This window comes from Stenotrophomonas sp. AR029 (assembly GCF_047520695.2).
Lineage (GTDB): Bacteria > Pseudomonadota > Gammaproteobacteria > Xanthomonadales > Xanthomonadaceae > Stenotrophomonas > Stenotrophomonas sepilia.
On record NZ_JAXBQQ020000007.1, the window covers coordinates 180,983 to 199,376 of the forward strand.

Here is an 18,394-nt window from a genome sequence, read left to right on the forward strand (position 1 = left end):
CGCCGCCCCGTTCGCGTTGCCGGCCAGCGGCCGGCACTACCATCACCGGCTCAGGTGCAGGAACTGCAGGTGCCGTTCGTACTGGCTGATGATGTCGTTGATGATCTGCTTGCGGCTGTAGCCCACCAGGTCGTAGTCCTGGCTGCCTTCGAACAGATGCACCTCGGCGCGGTAGTAGCGCTGGTTGCGCAGTTGCTGCGCGGCAAACGACGGGGTCAGGTAGCCGCTCAGGATCACCCGGTACAGGAAGTCCTGCTGCTCGCCGTGGTTCACCGTCAGCTCCATGTCGCCGGCCTCGAAGCGGGTGGATACATCCCAACCCTGCCCGCGCAGCTGTTCGGCCACCGCCTCCATCGCCGGCTTCACGGTGTCATCCATGAAGCGGTAGACCTGGTCGCGCACCGGGAAGTGCATGGCCTGGCTCAGGCGCTGGCGCCAGCCCTGATGATGGCGATCGTCTCCGATCAACGGCGACGGCCGGTACTGCAGCGCGCGCTTGCGGTGCGACTCGTCACTGAACGCGCGGGTCAGGCCCCACATCATCAGCAGCAGGATCGCCGAGAACGGCAGCGATGCCAGCACCACCGCCGATTTCAATGCATCGATGCTGCCGGCCAGCAACAACCCTGCGGTCAGCACCGCAATCACTGTGCCCCAGAACACGCGCAGCCAGCGCGGACCATCGTCTTCGGGTGATCCACCATGCGACGACAGCGTGGACAACACCACCGCTCCCGAATCAGCGGAGGTCACGAAGAAGATGAAGCTCACCAGCACCGTCACCGCGATCACCGTGCGGCTCCACGGGTAGCCATCCAGCAGTGCATACAACACGGTCGGTGGGTCATCCACCGCCAGCTGCGCCAGTTGCTGCTGGCCGTGGTGGAGCACCTGGTCCAGCGCGCTGTTGCCGAAGATCGACAGCCAGGCCAGGGTGAAGCCGAGCGGGATCAGCAGCACCCCGAACACGAATTCGCGGATAGTGCGGCCACGTGAGATGCGCGCGATGAACAGGCCGACGAACGGTGCCCAGCCGATCCACCAGGCCCAGTAGAACACCGTCCAGCCGCCCAGCCATTCCGGTCGGCCGCCATAGGCGTACACATCGAAACTCTTGCCGACCACGCTGCCCAGGTAGTCGCCCAGGTTCTGCATCAGCGTGCTGAACAGGTACTGCGTCGGCCCGGCGAACAGCATGAACAGCACCAGCGCGATCGCCAGCAGCATGTTGATGTTGGCCATCCAGCGCACGCCCTTCTCGACGCCGGACACGGCCACGGCCACGGCCGCGCCCATCATGCTGACCACCAGGATGATCTGCACCAGGTTGGAGTGCGGAATGTCGAACAGGTGCGAGAGGCCGGCATTGAGGTGCAGCACGCCGAAGCCCATGTCGGCACCGATGCCGAATACGGTGGCGACGATGCCCAGCGCATCCACGGTGTAGCCGATCGGGCCATTGATGCGCTTGCCGATCAGTGGGTACAGCGCAGAGCGCAGGGCCAGTGGCAGGTTGTGGCGATAGGCGAAGTAGGCCATCGCCATCGCCGCCAGCGCGAACACGCCCCAGCCGTGCAGGCCCCAGTGCAGGAACAGCAGCTGCATGGCCTGGCGCGCGCCAGCCTCGCCTGCGGCCGGATCGCCCTGCGGCGGCTGCAGGTAGTGGGTCAGCGGTTCGGATACGCAGAAGAAGAACAGGGTGATGCTGATGCCGGCGGCGAACAGCATGCCGGCCCATGAGAGGTAACTGAACTCCGGCTCGTCATGGTCGGCACCCAGCTTGATGCCACCGTACTTGGACAACGCCACGCCCACCACGAACACCAGGTACAGGGTCATGGCCAGCAGGTAGTACCAGCCGACGTTGAGGGCGGCCCAGTCCTGTGCCTTGAGCAGAAGGCGGCCCGCGCCGAGCGGGAACAGGCTGACGAACAGCGCGAACGCCACGACAACGATCGCCGCGAAGGCGAACACAGGCCGAAGGGTGCGCACCGGGGATTGTTGCGGCTCCAGTACTTCCATGGGGCGGCGTTCTCCGGAAGATCAAAGGGTTAGCCGACCGATTCTGGCTGAACCGCAGTGGACAGAGCATGAAGTTGCGGCCTGTGGTCGCAGGCCCGTCCGCTCATTCCGTGGTATCACGCGCGCGCTGCGACGCACCCTTGCTTGCGCGGGCCGCGCGCACCGCCTGCGGCGCGGCCACGCGCATCCTGTCCGATCACGACATTACATGCACCGCACACAGCTTGTTGCCATCCGGGTCACGCAGATAGGCCAGGAACACCTGCCGACCGGACATGTTGCGGACGCCGGGCGGATCTTCGATGGCGCTGCCACCGTGAGCCACTCCAGCTTCCTGCCAGGCACGCACGGCCTCTGCACTGCCCAGACTGAAACCGATGGTGCCGCCGTTGGCATGGCACGCTGGCTGCCCATCGATCGGCGCGGTTACACCGAACATCCGTCCATCCTTGAAGTACAGCAGCCGTCCCTTCTCGTCGAATACGCCCGCACGCGCGTCCATCGCGGCGAACAGGGCGTCGTAGAAGCGACGTGCGGCATCCATGTCGTTCGTCCCTACGGTGATGTGGCTGAACATGCGGGCACTCCATGTGGAAAACCGCAGTGTCGATGAGCGCGGGCGACTTCGCAAATCGCTGCACCATCGCCGCCCCGCTCGCGTCCGGGCGTGCTGCTACTTGGCGGTGCTGAGCAGCAGTACCGCCGCCGTGACCAAGGCGATGCCAACCCAGCCGATCGGCCGCAGGCGGTTGCCGAACAACAGGCGTCCGCAGCTGGCGGTGCCGATCACGCCGATCGCCCCCCACATCGCATAGGCCGTGGCCAGATCCATGTAGCGCACGGCCTGGCCCAGCAGGGCGAAGGCGATCCAGACCAGGACGATCGCACGGGCGCCCCAGCGCCAACGACGGAAACCTTCCGACTTGGCCACCATCATGTTGGCGGCGACGTCGATCAGCGCCGAGCAGATCACGAAAAACAGGGCCAGGGTGTTCATCAGTGCGCCTCCCCGAGGGTGACGCAGACGATGCCGGCCACCGCCAGCATCAGGCCGGCCAGCTGCTGCAGCGACAGGCTCTCGCCGAACACGGTGAGGCCGACCACGGTCAGCAGGGTCAGGCCGAGGCCTTCCCACACCGCGTAGGCCACGCCCACAGCAATGCGGCGCACCGACTGCGCGAGGAAGAAGTAGGACAGCGCCAGCGCGCCGGCCATGATCAGGTAGCCGCTCCAGCCGCCGTCGCGGGCGGCATGGGCCATGAACGAGGTGCCGACCACCTCGGCGATGATCGCCACGGTCAGGCAGGCCCAGGCGGCCAGCGCGCCACGGGCGGGAACGGTACGGGACATGTGAAGCTCCTTGCAGGCGGGGACCGCGCCGCCTCTTCAATGGGTCCACGGCATGCGTGGAGGGTCCGGAACGCCCGCAGACAGGGGCGACGGCGGCCAGTATCATCGCCTTTTACGGTGGCACCAAAATGGATCCCATCGACAGGAGCGATGGATCAATGCCCTATTCCCCCGAATCCCTGCAGGCCTTCGTGGAAGCGGCCGCGCTGGGCTCGTTCTCGGCGGCGGCGCGCCGCCTGCGCAAGACCCAGTCAACGGTCAGTACCGCCATTGCCCATCTGGAGGCCGACCTGGGCGTGAGCCTGTTCGACCGCAGCGGGCGCTACCCCCGGTTGACCGAGGCCGGGCGCCAGGTGCTCGGCCATGCCCAGGAAATCCTCGCCGCCGATGCCCGCCTGCAGCAGTTGAGTGTGCGCCTGGCCGCGCCGGTCGAAGCGCGGCTGACCGTGGTGTTCTCCGACGTGTACCAGCTCGATCCGGAGCAGCGCGTGCTGCAGCGCTTTGCCGAAGCATTCCCGGAGATCGAACTGGAATGGCTGGATGCCGAAGGCGATGACGTGCTGGAGCTGGTCGGCAGCGGCCGCGCCGCGCTGGGCCTGCTGCCGCAACAGGAAAGCTATCCGGATGGCCTGATGGCCCGGCCGTTGGCCCATCACAGCGAACTGTCGGTGTACGTGGCGCGCGAGCACCCACTGGCCAGCGCCGGCCGTCGCAGCGCCGCACAGCTGGCGCGGCACCGGCAGGTGCGATTGAGTGCGGAGGTCGATCAATCCCACATCGTCACCGGCCTGGCCTGGACCGCCACCGACTATCTGATGGTGATGGAGATGGCCGAGGACGGCATCGGCTGGGCCGAGCTGCCGCGGGCACTGGTGCAACGTTATGACCGCGGGCGACTGGTGGAACTGACGCTGCCCGGCTGGCCGCGGCGCATCCACAGCGACCTGCTCTGGCGCCGCGACGCGCCGCCGGGACCGGCCGCACTGTGGTGGGCCGACGCGTTGGGGTGATACGAGTTGCCGGCCAGCGGCCGGCACTACCGGTCAACGATGGGCGAGCGCGTAATCCAGTGCCGCGCACACCGCGGCCACCTGCGCGTCGTTGCACTGCTGCGGGGTCGCCCGGGAGCTGTCCGGGTAGACCTCGGTGGTGGTAGTGAACTTCGCACCGGTGATGCCCGCGCACAGTCCCAGCTTCACCAGCGGATATTCGATCACGCCGTGGGCCACCAGCGGCGAACCGATGATCTCGCCCTTGTCGTCAGCCGGCGCGATGTGGGTGACCTTCTCCACCGCGGCGATCACCGCCTGCTGGAAGACCGGCTGCGGGTTCTCGCTGTCATCCACCAGGTAGAAGCCATCGGGGATCAGGCCCGGTTCGAACGGCCTGCCGTCACGCGCGGCCAACGCCGGGCGGAACTCGCTCTCGTCGCTGTCGGTGGTCTCGTGCAGGTCGATGTGCAGCACGAACTGGCCCTTGTACGGCGCGATCAGATCGATCACCGCCGTTGATTCACGCGCCGGGCCGTCGGCGCGGAAGTTGCGGTTCGGGTCGATCGCATCGAAGTTCCAGCGGTTGATGCGCTCGAAGCCCCACGGATTCACGCACGGTGCCACCAGCAGATTGGCCTTGCCGGCGTAGTCGGCGGCGTGCTTTTCGAGGAATTCCAGCGCGCCCATCACGCCGCTGGTCTCATAACCGTGCACGCCACCGGTAACCAGGGCAGCCGGCAGCACCGGGTTCCAATCGCGGCTGCGCAGAGCGAACAGGGTGTAGGTCTCGCCAGCGTAGTCGAGCTGGCCGTAGGCCACCTTGTCGAAGCGCGAGGCCAGCGCCTCGATGCGCGGCAGCACTTCCTCGTCATAGCGACGCAGGCGCTGCTGGCGGCCACGCCACGTCTCCCGTTCCGCCGCTCCCCACGGCTGGCCAGGGGTTCCGACGGGGTAGAAGGCGGCTTGGGACATGGCAGATCTCAGCGAGTCAGGAAGCGATCGCCCACTCTACCACTGGGGGAACAGCGTGAACCGGCGGCGCATTCCATTGGCGAATGGAATCAGCAATAATTCTCATTTACCGCCTTCCACAGCCCGCACCGATGCCCATCCCTGCCCTGCAACCGGCCCGCCTGCCGCTGGCCGCCGCCCTTACCCTGTGCCTGCTCCCGGCCGCCACCGCCTTCGCCCAGGACGGCGCCACCACGCTGGACAGCATCCAGGTCTCGGGCAGCTGGCTGGGCACCGGCCTGCATGACAGCGTGAAGAGCTTCGCCGGCGCGCGCACCGTGGTCGACCGCCAGCGCATCGAGGCCAGCGGCGCGGCCAGCCTCGGCGATGCGATGCGCCGCATCCCCGGCGTGCAGGTCACCGACAACTCCGGCACCGCGGGCAGTTCGGTGTCGCTGAACATCGGCGTGCGCGGCCTCACCGGGCGCTACTCGCCGCGCTCGACCGTACTGTTGGACGGCGTGCCGCTGGCGGTGGCGCCGTATGGCCAGCCACAGCTGTCGTTCGCGACGACCAGCCTGTCCAACATCGAGTCGATCGACGTGGTGCGCGGCGGCGGCGCGGTGCGCTACGGGCCGCAGAACGTGGGCGGCATCATCAACTTCAGCACCCGCTCCATTCCCACCGAGGCCGGCCTGCACGGCGAAGCCGGCATGCGCTACACCGCCTACGACCATGGCGGCGGTGACAGCACCCAGTACAACGCCTTCCTCGGCGGTACCGGCGACAATGGCCTGGGCGCGGCCCTGCTGTACTCCGGCCAGGATGGTCGCGGCTGGCGCCGGGGCAGCGATGACCGCTTCAATGATCTCGCGCTGAAGTTCGCCTACGCCATCGATGCGCAGCAGGAACTGCGCGCCAAGCTGTCCTACTACGATGTGCGCTCGCTGACCCCGGGCGGCCTGACCCGCAACCAGTACGAGGCCGATCCGTTCCAGAACACCCGCCCCACCGATTTCTGGAAGGGCCACCGCACCGGCGTCGACCTGGGCTACACCAACACGCTGTCGGCCAACAGCGAGTTCGAGGTACTGGCCTATTACAACGAAAGCAGCCGAGCCAGCTCGCTGATCAACGCCGCCAACACCCAGCTGACCGTGCAGCCGCGCGACTACCGCGTGCTCGGCATCGAGCCGCGCTATACCCAGCGCCTGCACTGGGGCAGCGCGATGCATGACATCACCGCCGGCTACCGCTTCCTGCGCGAGCGCGGCAACGACCGCAGCTACACCGTCGCCCGCCGCACCGGCGCGGCCAGTGCCACCACCCGCTTCGACAACGCCACCGACGCGCACGCCTTCTACATCGACGACCGCATCGCGATCGGCCAGTGGCGGATCACCCCGGGCGTGCGCATGGAGTGGATCGACATGGACCGCCGCCAGACCGGTGGCGCGGCGACCTTCAGCAGCCGCAACGACAAGGCTCTGCCCTCGCTCAACATCGCTTATCTGCTGACTCCGCAGCTGACCGTGTTCGGCAACTACACCACCTCGTTCGGGCCGGTGCAGAACATCCAGCTCAATTCGCAGACGGCCAACAACCCGCTGAACCCGGAAATCGCCAGGACCACCGAGCTGGGCGCGCGCTGGCAGGACGGCGCCCTGCGCGCGGAAGTGACCGTGTTCAAGATGCGCTTCGACAACCAGATCCTGCAGGTGCCGGGAATCACCCCGCCGACCTTCCAGAACATCGGCGCCACCGACCACAAGGGCGTGGAGAGTGCACTGGAGTACCACTTCGCCGAGGACAGTGCGCTGGCCGGGTTGGAGCTGTACGCCAACTACACCTGGACCAAGGCGATCCAGCAGTCGGGCGACAACCGTGGCCTGGACGTGCCGTTCTACTCGCGCGACACCGACAGCGTCGGCGCCCGCTACGCGCTGGCCGGCTGGACCTTCAATGTCTCCAGCACCCACCAGAGCGGCCAGTTCTCCGATGCCGCCAACACCTGGGAAGAAACCGCCGATGCGCGCGTGGGCCGCGTGCCGGGCGTGCGCCTGTGGAACGCGCAGGTGGCCTGGCAGGTGCCGGGCCTGGGCGACAGCGAGATTGCGCTGGGCGTGAACAACCTGGCCGACAAGCGCTGGTACACCCGCAACGTTGATGGCAACGCCGGCCGCATGGTGGCCGCGCCGCGCACGTTCTACGTGCAGGGCCGCTACCGCTTCTGAGGCGGTAGCCACCCGATGCGGTGACGGTGGCGCTCACGGTGGCGGCGTATCATGCCGCCACCATGTCACTGCCTGTTTCGCCATCGCGCCTGCATCTGGCCTTCCAGGGCCTGCGCCTGCGCCTGCGTGGCAGCGACCTGTGGTTCATCGCGCTGGCGTTGCTGGTCGGCTTGATCGCCGGCTACCTGACCCTGCTGCAGTCGGGCATCGCGCGCTGGCTGCAGGGCACGCTGTATGGCCTGGACGACGGTATGCGCCTGAGCTCCCTGCCCTCGCTGACATGGACCGCGCTGCTGGTGCTGCCGCTGGGTGGCCTGCTGGTCGGCCTGGTCAGCCTGGCCGCGACCCGGCTCAAGCGGCCCCTGCTCGATGCGGTGGAAGCCAATGCCCTGCATGGCGGCCGCATGTCGATGCGCGACAACCTGATCGTGCTGACCCAGACCCTGCTGTCCAATGGCTGCGGCGCCTCGGTGGGTCTGGAGGCTTCGTATACGCAGATGGGCGCCGGCAGTGGTTCGCAGCTGGGCCGGGTGATGCGCCTGCGCCGCAATGACGTGCGCATCCTGGTCGGCGCCGGTGCCGCCGGCGCCATCGCCGCCGCCTTCGGTGCGCCACTGGCGGGCGCGTTCTATGCGTTCGAGATCGTCATCGGCGCCTACACCCCGGCCGCACTGGCGCCGGTGGCGGTGGCTGCACTGGCCGGCGCGTTCGTGGCCGACCAGGCTGGCATCGAGGCCTACCTGCTGCCCGCTGCCTCGACCATCGACGTTCGCGCCGCCGACTACGCCATCTACGGTCTGCTCGGCTGCTGCTGCGCGATGGTCGGCATTGCCATCATGCGGCTGATCGCCTCGATCGAGGGCACGGTCAAGCGCAGCCCGCTGCCTGCCTGGGGTCGGCCGGTGGTCGGTGGACTGCTGCTGATACCGCTGGCCCTGGCCAGCCCGCAGGTGCTGTCGTCCGGACATGGCGCCCTGCACCTGGACCTGACCACGCACCTGCCGCTGATCTGGATCGGCGGCCTGCTGACCCTGAAGTGCCTGGCCTCGGGCATCTCGCTGGGCTTCGGCTTCCGTGGCGGCCTGTTCTTCGCCTCGCTGTTCATGGGCACCCTGGTCGGCGCGCTGTTCGCCGGCCTGCTGGCCATGGCCACCGGCGTGCCGGTGGTCGACGCCACCTCCGCCGCGCTGGCCGGCATGGCAGCGCTGGCCGCAGCCGTGGTCGGCGCGCCGATGACCATGGCCATGCTGGTACTGGAAGGCACCCACGACTTCCTGCTGACCAGCGTGGTGATGAGTGCGGTGCTGGTGTCCAGCACGCTGGTACGGCAGTGGTTTGGTTATTCGTTCTCGACCTGGCGCATGCACCTGCGCGGGGAGACCATCAAGAGTGCCCGCGACGTGGGCTGGGTACAGAACCTCAACGCCGGCCGACTGATGCGCAAGGGCGTGGCCACCGCCCCGTCCGACCTTGACGCCGCCACGTTCCGCCAGCGCTTCCCGCTGGGCTCGGGCAGCCGGGTGATCCTGATCGACAGCGAGGGCCACTACGCCGGCATCGTGCAGATTCCGCGCGTCTACGGCGACGGCGTGAAACCGGAGACGGCGATTGGCGAGCTGGCCGAGAACCGTGACGTGTCGCTGTCGCCGTCCGCGGACGTGGTCAGCGTGATGCAGCGCTTCGACCAGACCCAGGCCGATGAACTGGCCGTGGTCGGCGCCGACGGCCAGGTGCTGGGCGTAGTGTCCGAAGCCTTCGTACGCAAGCGCTACGCTGAGGAGCTGGACAAGCGCCAGCGCGAACTGATGGGCGAGCGCGTCGACGACACCGACTGACCCGACAAAAAGGGGACGGAGGGGATTAAGTCGCTTCTGGCACTTTCGAAATCCACGCATGGCGTGGATCTATTGTCACCTCGACCGGGTAGACTCCGGCCATGCGCTTCATTGAGACTTTCCAGGCAGGTCCCTTCGCCGACACCGTGGTCAGCCTGCTGGCCGCCTTCGTGCTGGGTACGTTGATCGGTGCCGAGCGCCAGTACCGGCAACGCACCGCCGGCCTGCGCACCAACGTGCTTGTGGCAGTCGGCGCCGCCGCCTTCGTCGACCTCGGCATGCGCATCGCCGGCAGTGCCGAGGCGGTGCGGGTGATCTCCTACGTGGTCTCCGGTGTCGGCTTCCTCGGCGCCGGCGTGATCATGAAGGAAGGCATGAACGTGCGTGGCCTGAACACCGCCGCCACCCTGTGGTGCTCTGCAGCGGTCGGCAGCTGCACCGGCGCGGACATGCTGGCCGAAGGCGTGCTGCTGACCGTGCTGATCATCGCCGGCAACACCCTGCTGCGGCCGTTGGTGAATGCCATCAACCGCATTCCGATCAACGAGGCAGCGACCGAAGCCACCTACGAGGTGCGCCTGAGCGTGGATGCCGACGCCGTGCCGCGGGTGCGCGAGCGCCTGGTCGATGCGCTGGAAGCGGCGCAGTATCCGGTGGGCGATGTGCAGGTGGTCGAGCATGCCGACGCGCCTACCGATGTGATCGCGGTGCTGGTCAGTACGGCCGTGAGTGCCGATGAACTGGACGTGGTGCTGGCACGGATGGAGCAGGTGCCGGGCGTGCTGCATGCCACGTGGGAAGTCAGTACCCGCGATTGATTCAACCGCCCATCCGCTGCTGCGCGCGCAACAGTTTCCGGAACGAACCGCACTTGCGGGCATCCTCCGCCTGCGGGCAGGCCGCTGCGCGCTGCAGGTGCCGGCGCACCCGCTGCAACCGGGTGATCTGCCGCTGCAGCACCTCGGCTTGTGCCAGCAGTGCCTCGCGGTCGAGTGAGATGCACCCCTGCTGCGACGGCAGCGATGCACCGATCTGCTGCAGCGACAGCCCGGCCGCCTGGCCCAGGCCGATCAGCGCCAGCCGTTCCAGCACCTGCGCGTCGTACTGCCGGCGCAGGCCGCGGCGCCCCAGCGCCTGCAGCAACCCCAGCTGTTCGTAGTAGCGCAGGGTCGAGGCCGGCACGCCACTGCGCTTGACCACCTCGCCGATATCCAGTTCGCGCACGGGCTTGACCTCAAGTGACCTTCAAGCACCAAGCTATGGGCAACTACCCGGCGAGGCAAGGCCATGGCAAGCACATCTCCCATTGATCAGAACGCCCTGTGGAACGGCCCTGGCGGCCAGGCGTGGGTTGCGCAACAGGCTGTTCTTGACGGCCTGTTCCAGCCGATGGCTGACCTGCTGGTCACCGAACTTCCTGAGACCGTTACCGAACTGCTCGACATCGGCTGCGGCACCGGCGCCAGCCTGCTGGCCGCGGCCGCAGCGCGTCCCGCGGCACATTGCACCGGCCTGGACATCTCCGCGCCGATGCTGGCGCTGGCCCATCAGCGCGCCAAGGCGGCAGGACTGGACGCGGACTTCATCGTGGCAGACGCGCAGCGCCATCCGCTGCCGCCCGCGCACTTCGACTGGATCCAGTCGCGGCTGGGCGTCATGTTCTTCGAGGACAGCCAGGCCGCGTTCGCCAACCTGCATCGTGCCAGGACACCGGGCGCTGGGCTGCGCTTCATCGCGTGGCGCAGTGCCGGGGAGAATCCGTTCATGACCACCGCCGAGCGCGCCATTGGCGATGAACTGGATCTTCCGCCCCGCGTACCCGGCGCACCGGGACAGTTCGCTTTTGCCGATGGCGAGCGCGTGCAGCGCCTGTTGCAGGCCGCCGGCTGGAATGACGTGGAAGTGGTTGCGGTGGACCTGCCCTGTTCGCTCGCCCGCGAAGACCTGCCGACCTATGTCGGTCACCTGGGACCGTTGGGACTGGCCCTGCGATCGATGCCGGAAGCCCGCGCCGCAGTGCTTCGCGAAAAAGCACTGGCCGCATTCGCGCCGTTCATCGAAGGTGACCGCGTTCGCGTGGATGCCGCATGTTGGTTGATCCGCGCCCACGCTTGAAAAAAGGGGACGGAGGGGATTAAGTCGCATATGCCCCGGTTGTGCCGGAAACGACTTAATCCCCTCCGTCCCTTTTTCTGCTAGAGGGCCTCGCCGGCGTCGGCCAGGCGCGATTCGATCAGTGCGTACCACTGCTGCAGCACGTCGATCAGCATGTCCAGCTCGGCATCGGTGCGCTGTGCGCGGCCACTGCGCAGGCAGGCCTGGGCTTCCTGCAGCTGGGCCAGGAACCCGGCCACGGTATCGGCCTGCAGGATCAGGCCCGGCAGGCGCCGCCCGGGGATGCGCACCACGGCATGGTTGCCGAGCTGGCCGTACACGCTGAGCGTAGCTTCCGTCTTCATGGAGAGGGGCAGGAATTGGGCATTCATCGCGTGCACCGTTTGGAAACCTGAGCCGCAGGCAGGCGTGGACGACGGGGGAGACGTTGCCACGCCTGCCGGCGGTCAGGGGGGACTCGGGATGCCGGGGCATCGCCCCGGCGCAGGAAGGTCAACGTGGCTGTGCCATCCCGGCGATCTGCACGCGCCGGTTCGGCGCCAGGCAGCCAATCAGCTCGCGCCGGTTGCGCTGCTCGCACTGCACGATCGGCTCGGCCGCACCGCGTCCTTCGGCACTGATGCTGGCTGCAGGCACGCCCCCCTGCACCAGGGCGTTGCGCACGGCATCGGCGCGGCGCTGCGACAGTGCCTGGTTGTAGCTGGCGCTGCCAATGCGGTCGGTGTAGCCGGTTACCTTGATCGACTGCACCTGCGCGGCCTCGCGTACCTGCGCCAGGATGCCCTGCACCGCCTGCTGGCCTTCGGCGCTGAGTACCGCGCTGTCGAATCCGAACAGCGCGTCGGCCGACAGCCGCAGGGGCTGCTCCGGCAGCGGTGCCGGTGCCAGCGGCGCTGGTGGCCGCGGCGGTTCGAGCACGGCCGCGCACGACTCCGGCTTCCAATAACCGCCCTGCGCGATGCCCTTGCTGTCGAAGCGCACCTGGAACTGGCAGGTGAAGTACTCCGCGCCCTGCGCGGTGCGGAAGTTGAACAGGTAGTTCCACTCGCGCACGCCCCACATGCCTTCATTGAAGTGCGGCGTGCCCAGCAGCGTGTACAGCTGCCGCTTGCTCATTCCCGGCGCGAAGCGGCGCAGGTCGGCGACGTCGGGATAGATGCCTTCCTTCAGCGAGGCCTTGGAGGCCTCCGGGAAGTGCACGGCGGTGGCTTCGGCAGGACCGTCGGCGGCCGGCGCATGGCTGCGGCAGGCGGCCAGCAGGCCCATCCCCAGGATCAGGCCCAGCGTGGCGGCACATTGGCCGGCGCGGGCGATGCGATGCTGTTTCATGTCGTTCCCCCTGTAGACGTTTCCGCGATACCGGGCCGCGGGTGCGGCCCGGCGGCGGGGATCACCACTGGATGCCGGCACCGACGGCCACACCGGCCTCGCCACGGCTGTTGGTCGAACCGCTGAACTTGTAGATCCAGCGGCCGCCTTCGGAGACACCGGAGATACCGACCGCCACGCCCGATTCGCCGTTGTAGCTGCCAGCCGCGATCGAGGCCATGCTGCGGCCCGCCTCGCTCGGCTGCGGCAGCGCTGCGGTGGCCATCGCCGACGCGATACCGGCCGAAGCACGATTGTCGGTCTTGCGCAGGTCGCGCTCGAAGCCGCCCATGCGCTCGTCGGTGTAGGCCTTGGACCAGTCCAGGGTCTGCGCCATGCCCGACTTCAGCTGGTCGACGTTGACGGCATCGGTGCCAGCAGTACCGGCGGCGACGTTGCGCACCGTGGTCGGGCCGCTGCTGGTGCTGCCCAGGGTGACACTGTTGTAGTTGGTCGCGCCGTTCACCGTGGTGTCGTAGCGGATCGTGCCCTGCTGCGAAGCCTGCAGCTGGCGCACGTTGACCGCATCGGTGGCCTGCGAGCCGTCTGCCACGTTGACCACCTGGCGTTCGGCACCGGCGGCACCGACAGAGACCGTGTTGGCCCGGTTCGCCACCGAACCCGCACCCAGCGCCACCGAGTTGTCGGCCTGCGCCTGCGAACCATTGCCCAGCGCGGTCGAGTTGGCACCGGCGGCGGTGGAGCCTGCGCCGCCGGCGGCCGAGTTGGCGCCGCTGGCGGACGGATCGGCCAGGTTGTTGGTGTTGTTGGCGCGGAAGCTGCCCGCCACGTTGGTGATGTTCTGGATCTTCTGGTCGGTGTACTTCTTCGACTCGTCGATGGCGTAGTTCACGCCGTTCTTCAGTTGGCCGACATTGGTCGCGTCATAGGTGTCCGAGCCATCGGCTACGTGGGTGATCTTGCGTTCGCTGCCACTGCTGCCGACCGAGACCTCACCGGCCGAATTGCTGGCACCGGTCTGCCCGTAGGCGCCGGTGTAGCCGCTCTGTGCACCGACGCTGGCGACCGAACCGGCACCCAGCGCCACGCTGTTGCCGGCACTGCTGCTGGCACCGTTGCCGACCGCCACGCTGTTCGCACCGGCTGCGCTGGCCTGCGGGCCGACCGCCACCGCTTCCGCACCTGCCGCGGTGGCTGCGGCCGCCGTTGAGTTGACCGCCAGGTACGCACTGCCACCACCGCCATTGGTGATGCGCTGGTTTAGGACCTTCAGCGAGCCGTCGACAGCGGTGAAGGCGGCGGTGACGTTGTTGTAGTCGCCGCTGGTGAAGGTGCCATCGGTGGCGATGCTGGAGATGCTGAACGTCGGCGCGGTCCACACGTTGGTGGTGCCGTTGTAGGCGGTGGTGCCGCCGAAGTAGGTGGCGATGGTGCTGTTCGTGCTGAACAGCTGGTCGCCGGTGATGGCATCACTGCTGCCAGCCAGGATGCTGCCGGCGGCGACGTTGGTGATCTTCACCGCGCCGGTGCCGGTACCCGTCAGCGTCACGCTGTTGAGCACGTTGCCACTGCCATCGACGTCGTACTTCACGGCCAGCTTGTCGATCTCGCCGGTCTGGTCGGCAACGTTGGCCAGCGAGTTGCTGACGGCATCGAACGCGGTGCCAACATCGTTGTAGCTGCCCTTGGTCACGGTGCCGTTGGCGGCGACGTTGTTGATCGAGTAGGTCGGTGCGGTCAGTACGCCGTTGGCATCGACCGCGGCACCACCGCCCAGATGGGTGGCTACCGCCTGGTTGGCGGCAAACAGCTGGGCACCATTGATGGCCTCACTGCTGGTGGCACTGACCTGGCCCGGGCCAAGGTTGCGCAGCGTGGTTGCCGTGCCGGTCTGGCCCAGCGTGGCGCTGGCGTAGTTGACACTGCCATCGGCGTTGAGGTCATAGCGCAGCGCGCCCTGTTCCGATGCCTGCAGCTGGCCAACATTGACCGCGTCGGTCGCAGCAGTACCGGCCGCCATGTTGGTGACCTGGCGCTCGGCACCGGCCGCACCGATGGAGACACTGTTGGCACGGTCGGCCAGGCTGCCGGCGCCGACCGCGATGCTGTTGGCGGCAGTGGCGCGGGCATTGGTACCCACCGCGATCGAGTCGGCGCCGCTGGCCACCGCCTCGGTACCGGTCGAGTTCACCCGCAGGTACTTGGTGCCACCGTTGCGGATGTCGGTGATCTGCGTATTGAGGTTGACCAGCGAGCCATCGACTGCGGCGAAGGCATCGGTGGCATTCTCATACAGGCCCTTGGCGATGGCACCACCAGTGGAGATCGTGCTGATCTCGAACAACGGTGCAGTAAAGATGCCGCTGGCCGGATCGAAAGCCGCACGACCACCGAAGAAACTGGCGATGGCACTGTTGGTAGCCGCCAGCTGGCCGCCGTTGACCGCCTCCAGGCTACCGGCGGTGACCGCGCCGGCGGCAAGATTGCCGATGGTGGTGGTGCCGGTGCCTGCGCCGAGCGTGACCCGGCGATAGTTCGGGTTGCCCGAGCCGTCCAGGTCATAGGTGACCGCTGCGGAGGCCACATCGTCGATCAGACTGATGGCGCCCTTCAGCTGGGCCACGTTGACAGCATCGGTATTGGCGCTGCCCGCGGCAAGGTTGGTGATCTGGCGCTCGCCGCCACCGGCTGTGCCCACCGACACTTCGCCGGCCGAGACCTGGGGTGCGGTGAGGCCGTACGCGCTGTAGCTGGCCTGAGCGCCGCGCAGTGCAGCGGAGCGGTAACCCAGCGCGACCGAGTTGGCCTGGTTCGAAGTGGCTTCGGCACCCAGCAGGGTCTGTCCGTTGGCGGTGCCCACGGCACTGTCACCGACGACGACCGAGTGGCCCATGCGGGCGGCATAGTCGGCCGTCGGCACGCCGGTCGGATTGCTGGGATCGTTCACGCCATCGCCGGGGAAGGCGACATTGGCATCGACCTTCGGCAGTTCATGGCGTGCATTGGCACCGATCACCACTTCCTTGGACCCGTTGGCGAAGGCGCCATCGCCCATCAACACTTGATAGTCCTGTGCCGCGTTGACCGCCCAGCAGGAAATATCGGCCAGCGCGATGTCCAGGCACTTGGCCGCCCACGCCGGCGAGTCGGTTGGCAGAAGGAGGCCCAGCAGGCCACCGGGATTGCCGTTGTTGATGTTGTAGATGTAACTGTCGGAAGTCACGCCACCGATCAGGGTCAGGTGCGAGCTGCCGCCCGTGGCTGCGCCGCCCAGGCCATTGAGCGTGCTGCCGACCGGCGACAGGTTGACCACCGGCAGGCCCAGCACATTGACCGTCGAATAGGTCTGCATGACGTTGGCGTTGCTGAGCTTGAGATTGCCGTTGCTCAGGTAGCCGTTGCCGCCGAACAGGCTGGTGGTGGTCGGCCCGATCAGCTGGCCGACATTGCCGACCAGGCCACCGGTGCCGATGATCAGGCCAGCATTCGGGTCGGCCGGCGCGGGCGCCTTCGGACTGGTTGGCGGAATCGCCGAGGGTTGGGTCAGGCCGAGGCTGCCCAGCGTGCCTCCCACCAGGCCACCCACGGCGCTGCCCAGGTTGCCGACGGTGCCATTGAGATTGCCGTTGAGCAGGTTGCCCACCGCGCTTCCGACACTGCCCAGCGTGCTGCCCAGCACGCCGCCCAGGCCGCCGGTGGGGCTGCCGGTGGTGCCGTTGAGAATGCCGCCCACGGCGCTGCCGACCTGGCCAACGGTGCCGTTCAGTGCGCCGCCCACTGCACTTCCAACGGTACCGACAGTGCCGTTCAGAGCACCGTCCACGGCGCCGCCGACCTGGCCGACGGTGTTGTTGAGCGTGCCACCCACGGCGCCGCCAACCTGGCCGACGGTGCCGTTCAGTGCGCCGCCCACTGCACTTCCAACGGTACCGACAGTGCCGTTCAGAGCACCGCCAACTGCGCCACCGACTGCGCCGACCGCGTTGTGGAGCGTGCCGCCCACTGCACTTCCAACGGTACCGACAGTACCGTTCAGAGAACCGCCAACTGCGCCACCGACTGCGCCCACCGTGTTGTTGAGCGTGCCACCCACGGCGCTGCCGACCTGGCCGACGGTGCCGTTCAGTGCGCCGCCCACTGCACTTCCAACGGTACCGACAGTGCCGTTCAGAGCACCGTCCACTGCGCCGCCGACTGCGCCTACCGTGTTGTTGAGCGTGCCGCCCACGGCGCTGCCGACCTGGCCGACGGTGCCGTTCAGTGCGCCGCCCACTGCACTTCCAACGGTACCGACAGTACCGTTCAGAGCACCGCCAACTGCGTCACCGACTGCGCCCACCGTGTTGTTGAGCGTGCCACCCACGGCGCTGCCAACCGTGCTGACTGTGCCGTTCAGCGCGCCACCCACTGCGCTACCAACTGCACCCGCGGCACTGTGAAGCGTCCCACCGACAGCACCCACCGCACCACCCACCAGGTTGCCGACGCCCAGTGCGCTGTGCTGCGCCGCGACGGTCGCCTGTCCGGCCAGCTTCAGGTTGCGATCGGCCACTACCTCCTGGCCGTCCGGCGCCTGCACGCGCACCTTGCCGGCGACGCCGGCATCGAAGGCGGCGCTGATGGCACGATCATGGGTCTCACCCGGCAGCTCCTCCTTGGCGGGCAGCGTGACTGCCGCCGTCGCCCGGGCCTGGCCCTGCCCTTCGATGTGATGGCCAGCGACCGCCAGATGCGTGTCGGCCTTGCCGTCGACGGTGGCTTTCAGCCCAGGCAGTGATCCGGCGGCTGCACCGCTGAGGCCGGCGGCCGCCCGGGCACCCGTATCGATCGAAGCGACCTGGCGGCCAGCGATGCCGACCTTGGCCCTGGCGCGCGCATCGGCAGCGACGCCCAGCGGCGCCTGGGCGCCGGGCGCAACGTGCGCAGCCAGCGATGCATCCACCTGTGCCGCCCTGGCCGCAGCGTTGCCCACGCCAACATTGGCGCGGACATCAGCCGCCAGCGCCGGCACGGCCACTTGCTTCGGCACGGTGTTCGCTGCCAGCTTCACCTGCACTGTGGCCGGCAACACGTCAGGTACCAACGGCAGCAACGTGGTACTCAACTGCAGGCCCAGACGAGCATCCGCACTGATTGCGGGGCTGTTCTGCGCCTGCCGCGCGGCAGCAGCCAGGGCCACTTCCGCGTCAACCTTGACCGGCATCGGCTGCGCATACTTTGCCGCGAGTGCTTGCAGGTCACGCAGCGATTGATTGGTTTCCGAGGCCCCAGCGTGACCGCTGGCCAGCGCACACAGCAGTGCCAGCGCCAGGGCCGTGGGCATCAGCAGGAAGGCGCGCGGATCGCGTGCGGCGCTGCCGCCGCTGTCGCCGGTGGCCAGTTCCGAGGCCACAACCAGAGCATTGAGCTGGCGGTTCCATACACGCCGGTAGATGCGGTTCATGAGCATTTCCCCCGTAGGCGAACAACTGGAATGTCTGTGGACTTGCCGCTAGGCAGGTGACTGACATTTCAGCGGTTGCAACGAGGGCGGTGCACTTCAATCCGGCACGGCAATCGCGCATTC

The 18,394-nt window shown here is 67.8% G+C and carries 14 protein-coding genes; 5 read left to right on the forward strand and 9 right to left on the reverse strand.

The window, feature by feature from the left end; all coding sequences use genetic code 11:
* Positions 1–42: 42 nt before the first annotated feature.
* The 4 genes from betT to ACM0PB_RS18410 all read right to left on the reverse strand — a co-directional run bounded on the left by betT (position 43) and on the right by ACM0PB_RS18410 (position 3,372).
* Complete coding sequence (gene betT / locus ACM0PB_RS18395; protein ID WP_005416952.1) at positions 43–2,022, reverse strand: choline BCCT transporter BetT; 1,980 nt, start codon at positions 2,020–2,022, stop codon at positions 43–45.
* A gap of 196 nt (positions 2,023–2,218) precedes the next feature.
* The gene (locus tag ACM0PB_RS18400; protein WP_005416954.1) at positions 2,219–2,599 is read right to left on the reverse strand and encodes a VOC family protein; all 381 of its coding nucleotides are present in this window, start codon (positions 2,597–2,599) and stop codon (positions 2,219–2,221) included.
* 96 nt (positions 2,600–2,695) lie between these two features.
* Positions 2,696–3,019 carry a DMT family transporter gene (locus tag ACM0PB_RS18405; RefSeq protein WP_005416957.1) on the reverse strand — a complete coding sequence of 108 codons (324 nt, stop codon included), beginning with the start codon at positions 3,017–3,019 and terminating at the stop codon, positions 2,696–2,698.
* A complete protein-coding gene (locus tag ACM0PB_RS18410) occupies positions 3,019–3,372 on the reverse strand; it encodes an SMR family transporter (protein ID WP_005416959.1) in 354 nt (117 codons plus the stop codon). Before ACM0PB_RS18410 ends, ACM0PB_RS18405 begins: the two co-directional genes overlap by 1 nt.
* 158 nt (positions 3,373–3,530) lie before the next feature.
* Here ACM0PB_RS18410 and ACM0PB_RS18415 point away from each other — a divergent pair, with 158 nt between their 5' ends.
* Complete coding sequence (locus ACM0PB_RS18415; RefSeq protein ID WP_005416961.1) at positions 3,531–4,382, forward strand: LysR family transcriptional regulator; 852 nt, start codon at positions 3,531–3,533, stop codon at positions 4,380–4,382.
* Between the two features lie 33 nt (positions 4,383–4,415).
* Here the strand turns inward: ACM0PB_RS18415 and ACM0PB_RS18420 are convergent, their stop codons facing one another.
* Positions 4,416–5,336 carry a M14 family metallopeptidase gene (locus ACM0PB_RS18420; RefSeq protein ID WP_005416963.1) on the reverse strand — a complete coding sequence of 307 codons (921 nt, stop codon included), beginning with the start codon at positions 5,334–5,336 and terminating at the stop codon, positions 4,416–4,418.
* Positions 5,337–5,467: 131 nt separating this feature from the next.
* On the opposite strand from ACM0PB_RS18420, the gene ACM0PB_RS18425 reads away from it, so the two are divergent.
* From ACM0PB_RS18425 to ACM0PB_RS18435, 3 genes are all read left to right on the forward strand, one after another.
* A complete protein-coding gene (locus tag ACM0PB_RS18425) occupies positions 5,468–7,549 on the forward strand; it encodes a TonB-dependent receptor family protein (protein ID WP_005416965.1) in 2,082 nt (693 codons plus the stop codon).
* Positions 7,550–7,611: 62 nt separating this feature from the next.
* On the forward strand, positions 7,612–9,384 hold the full coding sequence (locus tag ACM0PB_RS18430) for a chloride channel protein (protein WP_050562703.1): 1,773 nt from the start codon (positions 7,612–7,614) through the stop codon (positions 9,382–9,384).
* A 101-nt stretch (positions 9,385–9,485) separates the two neighbouring features.
* On the forward strand, positions 9,486–10,202 hold the full coding sequence (locus ACM0PB_RS18435) for an MgtC/SapB family protein (RefSeq protein ID WP_005416969.1): 717 nt from the start codon (positions 9,486–9,488) through the stop codon (positions 10,200–10,202).
* 1 nt (position 10,203) lies between these two features.
* Here ACM0PB_RS18435 and ACM0PB_RS18440 read toward each other — a convergent pair whose 3' ends face one another.
* Positions 10,204–10,608: a MerR family transcriptional regulator gene (locus tag ACM0PB_RS18440; RefSeq protein WP_005416971.1), complete on the reverse strand. Its 405-nt coding sequence runs from the start codon at positions 10,606–10,608 to the stop codon at positions 10,204–10,206.
* Between the two features lie 63 nt (positions 10,609–10,671).
* Between ACM0PB_RS18440 and ACM0PB_RS18445 the strand changes: the two genes are divergently transcribed.
* Complete coding sequence (locus tag ACM0PB_RS18445; protein ID WP_005416972.1) at positions 10,672–11,499, forward strand: class I SAM-dependent methyltransferase; 828 nt, start codon at positions 10,672–10,674, stop codon at positions 11,497–11,499.
* A gap of 80 nt (positions 11,500–11,579) precedes the next feature.
* On the opposite strand, the gene ACM0PB_RS18450 is transcribed toward ACM0PB_RS18445, so the two are convergent.
* The 3 genes from ACM0PB_RS18450 to ACM0PB_RS18460 all read right to left on the reverse strand — a co-directional run bounded on the left by ACM0PB_RS18450 (position 11,580) and on the right by ACM0PB_RS18460 (position 18,271).
* Positions 11,580–11,843 (reverse strand): DUF6959 family protein, encoded by a 264-nt coding sequence (locus tag ACM0PB_RS18450; RefSeq protein ID WP_223224455.1) that lies wholly within the window; start codon positions 11,841–11,843, stop codon positions 11,580–11,582.
* Between the two features lie 148 nt (positions 11,844–11,991).
* On the reverse strand, positions 11,992–12,828 hold the full coding sequence (locus ACM0PB_RS18455; RefSeq protein ID WP_414604554.1) for an OmpA family protein: 837 nt from the start codon (positions 12,826–12,828) through the stop codon (positions 11,992–11,994).
* Between the two features lie 61 nt (positions 12,829–12,889).
* A complete protein-coding gene (locus ACM0PB_RS18460) occupies positions 12,890–18,271 on the reverse strand; it encodes an ESPR-type extended signal peptide-containing protein (protein ID WP_495495131.1) in 5,382 nt (1,793 codons plus the stop codon).
* Positions 18,272–18,394: the final 123 nt, after the last annotated feature.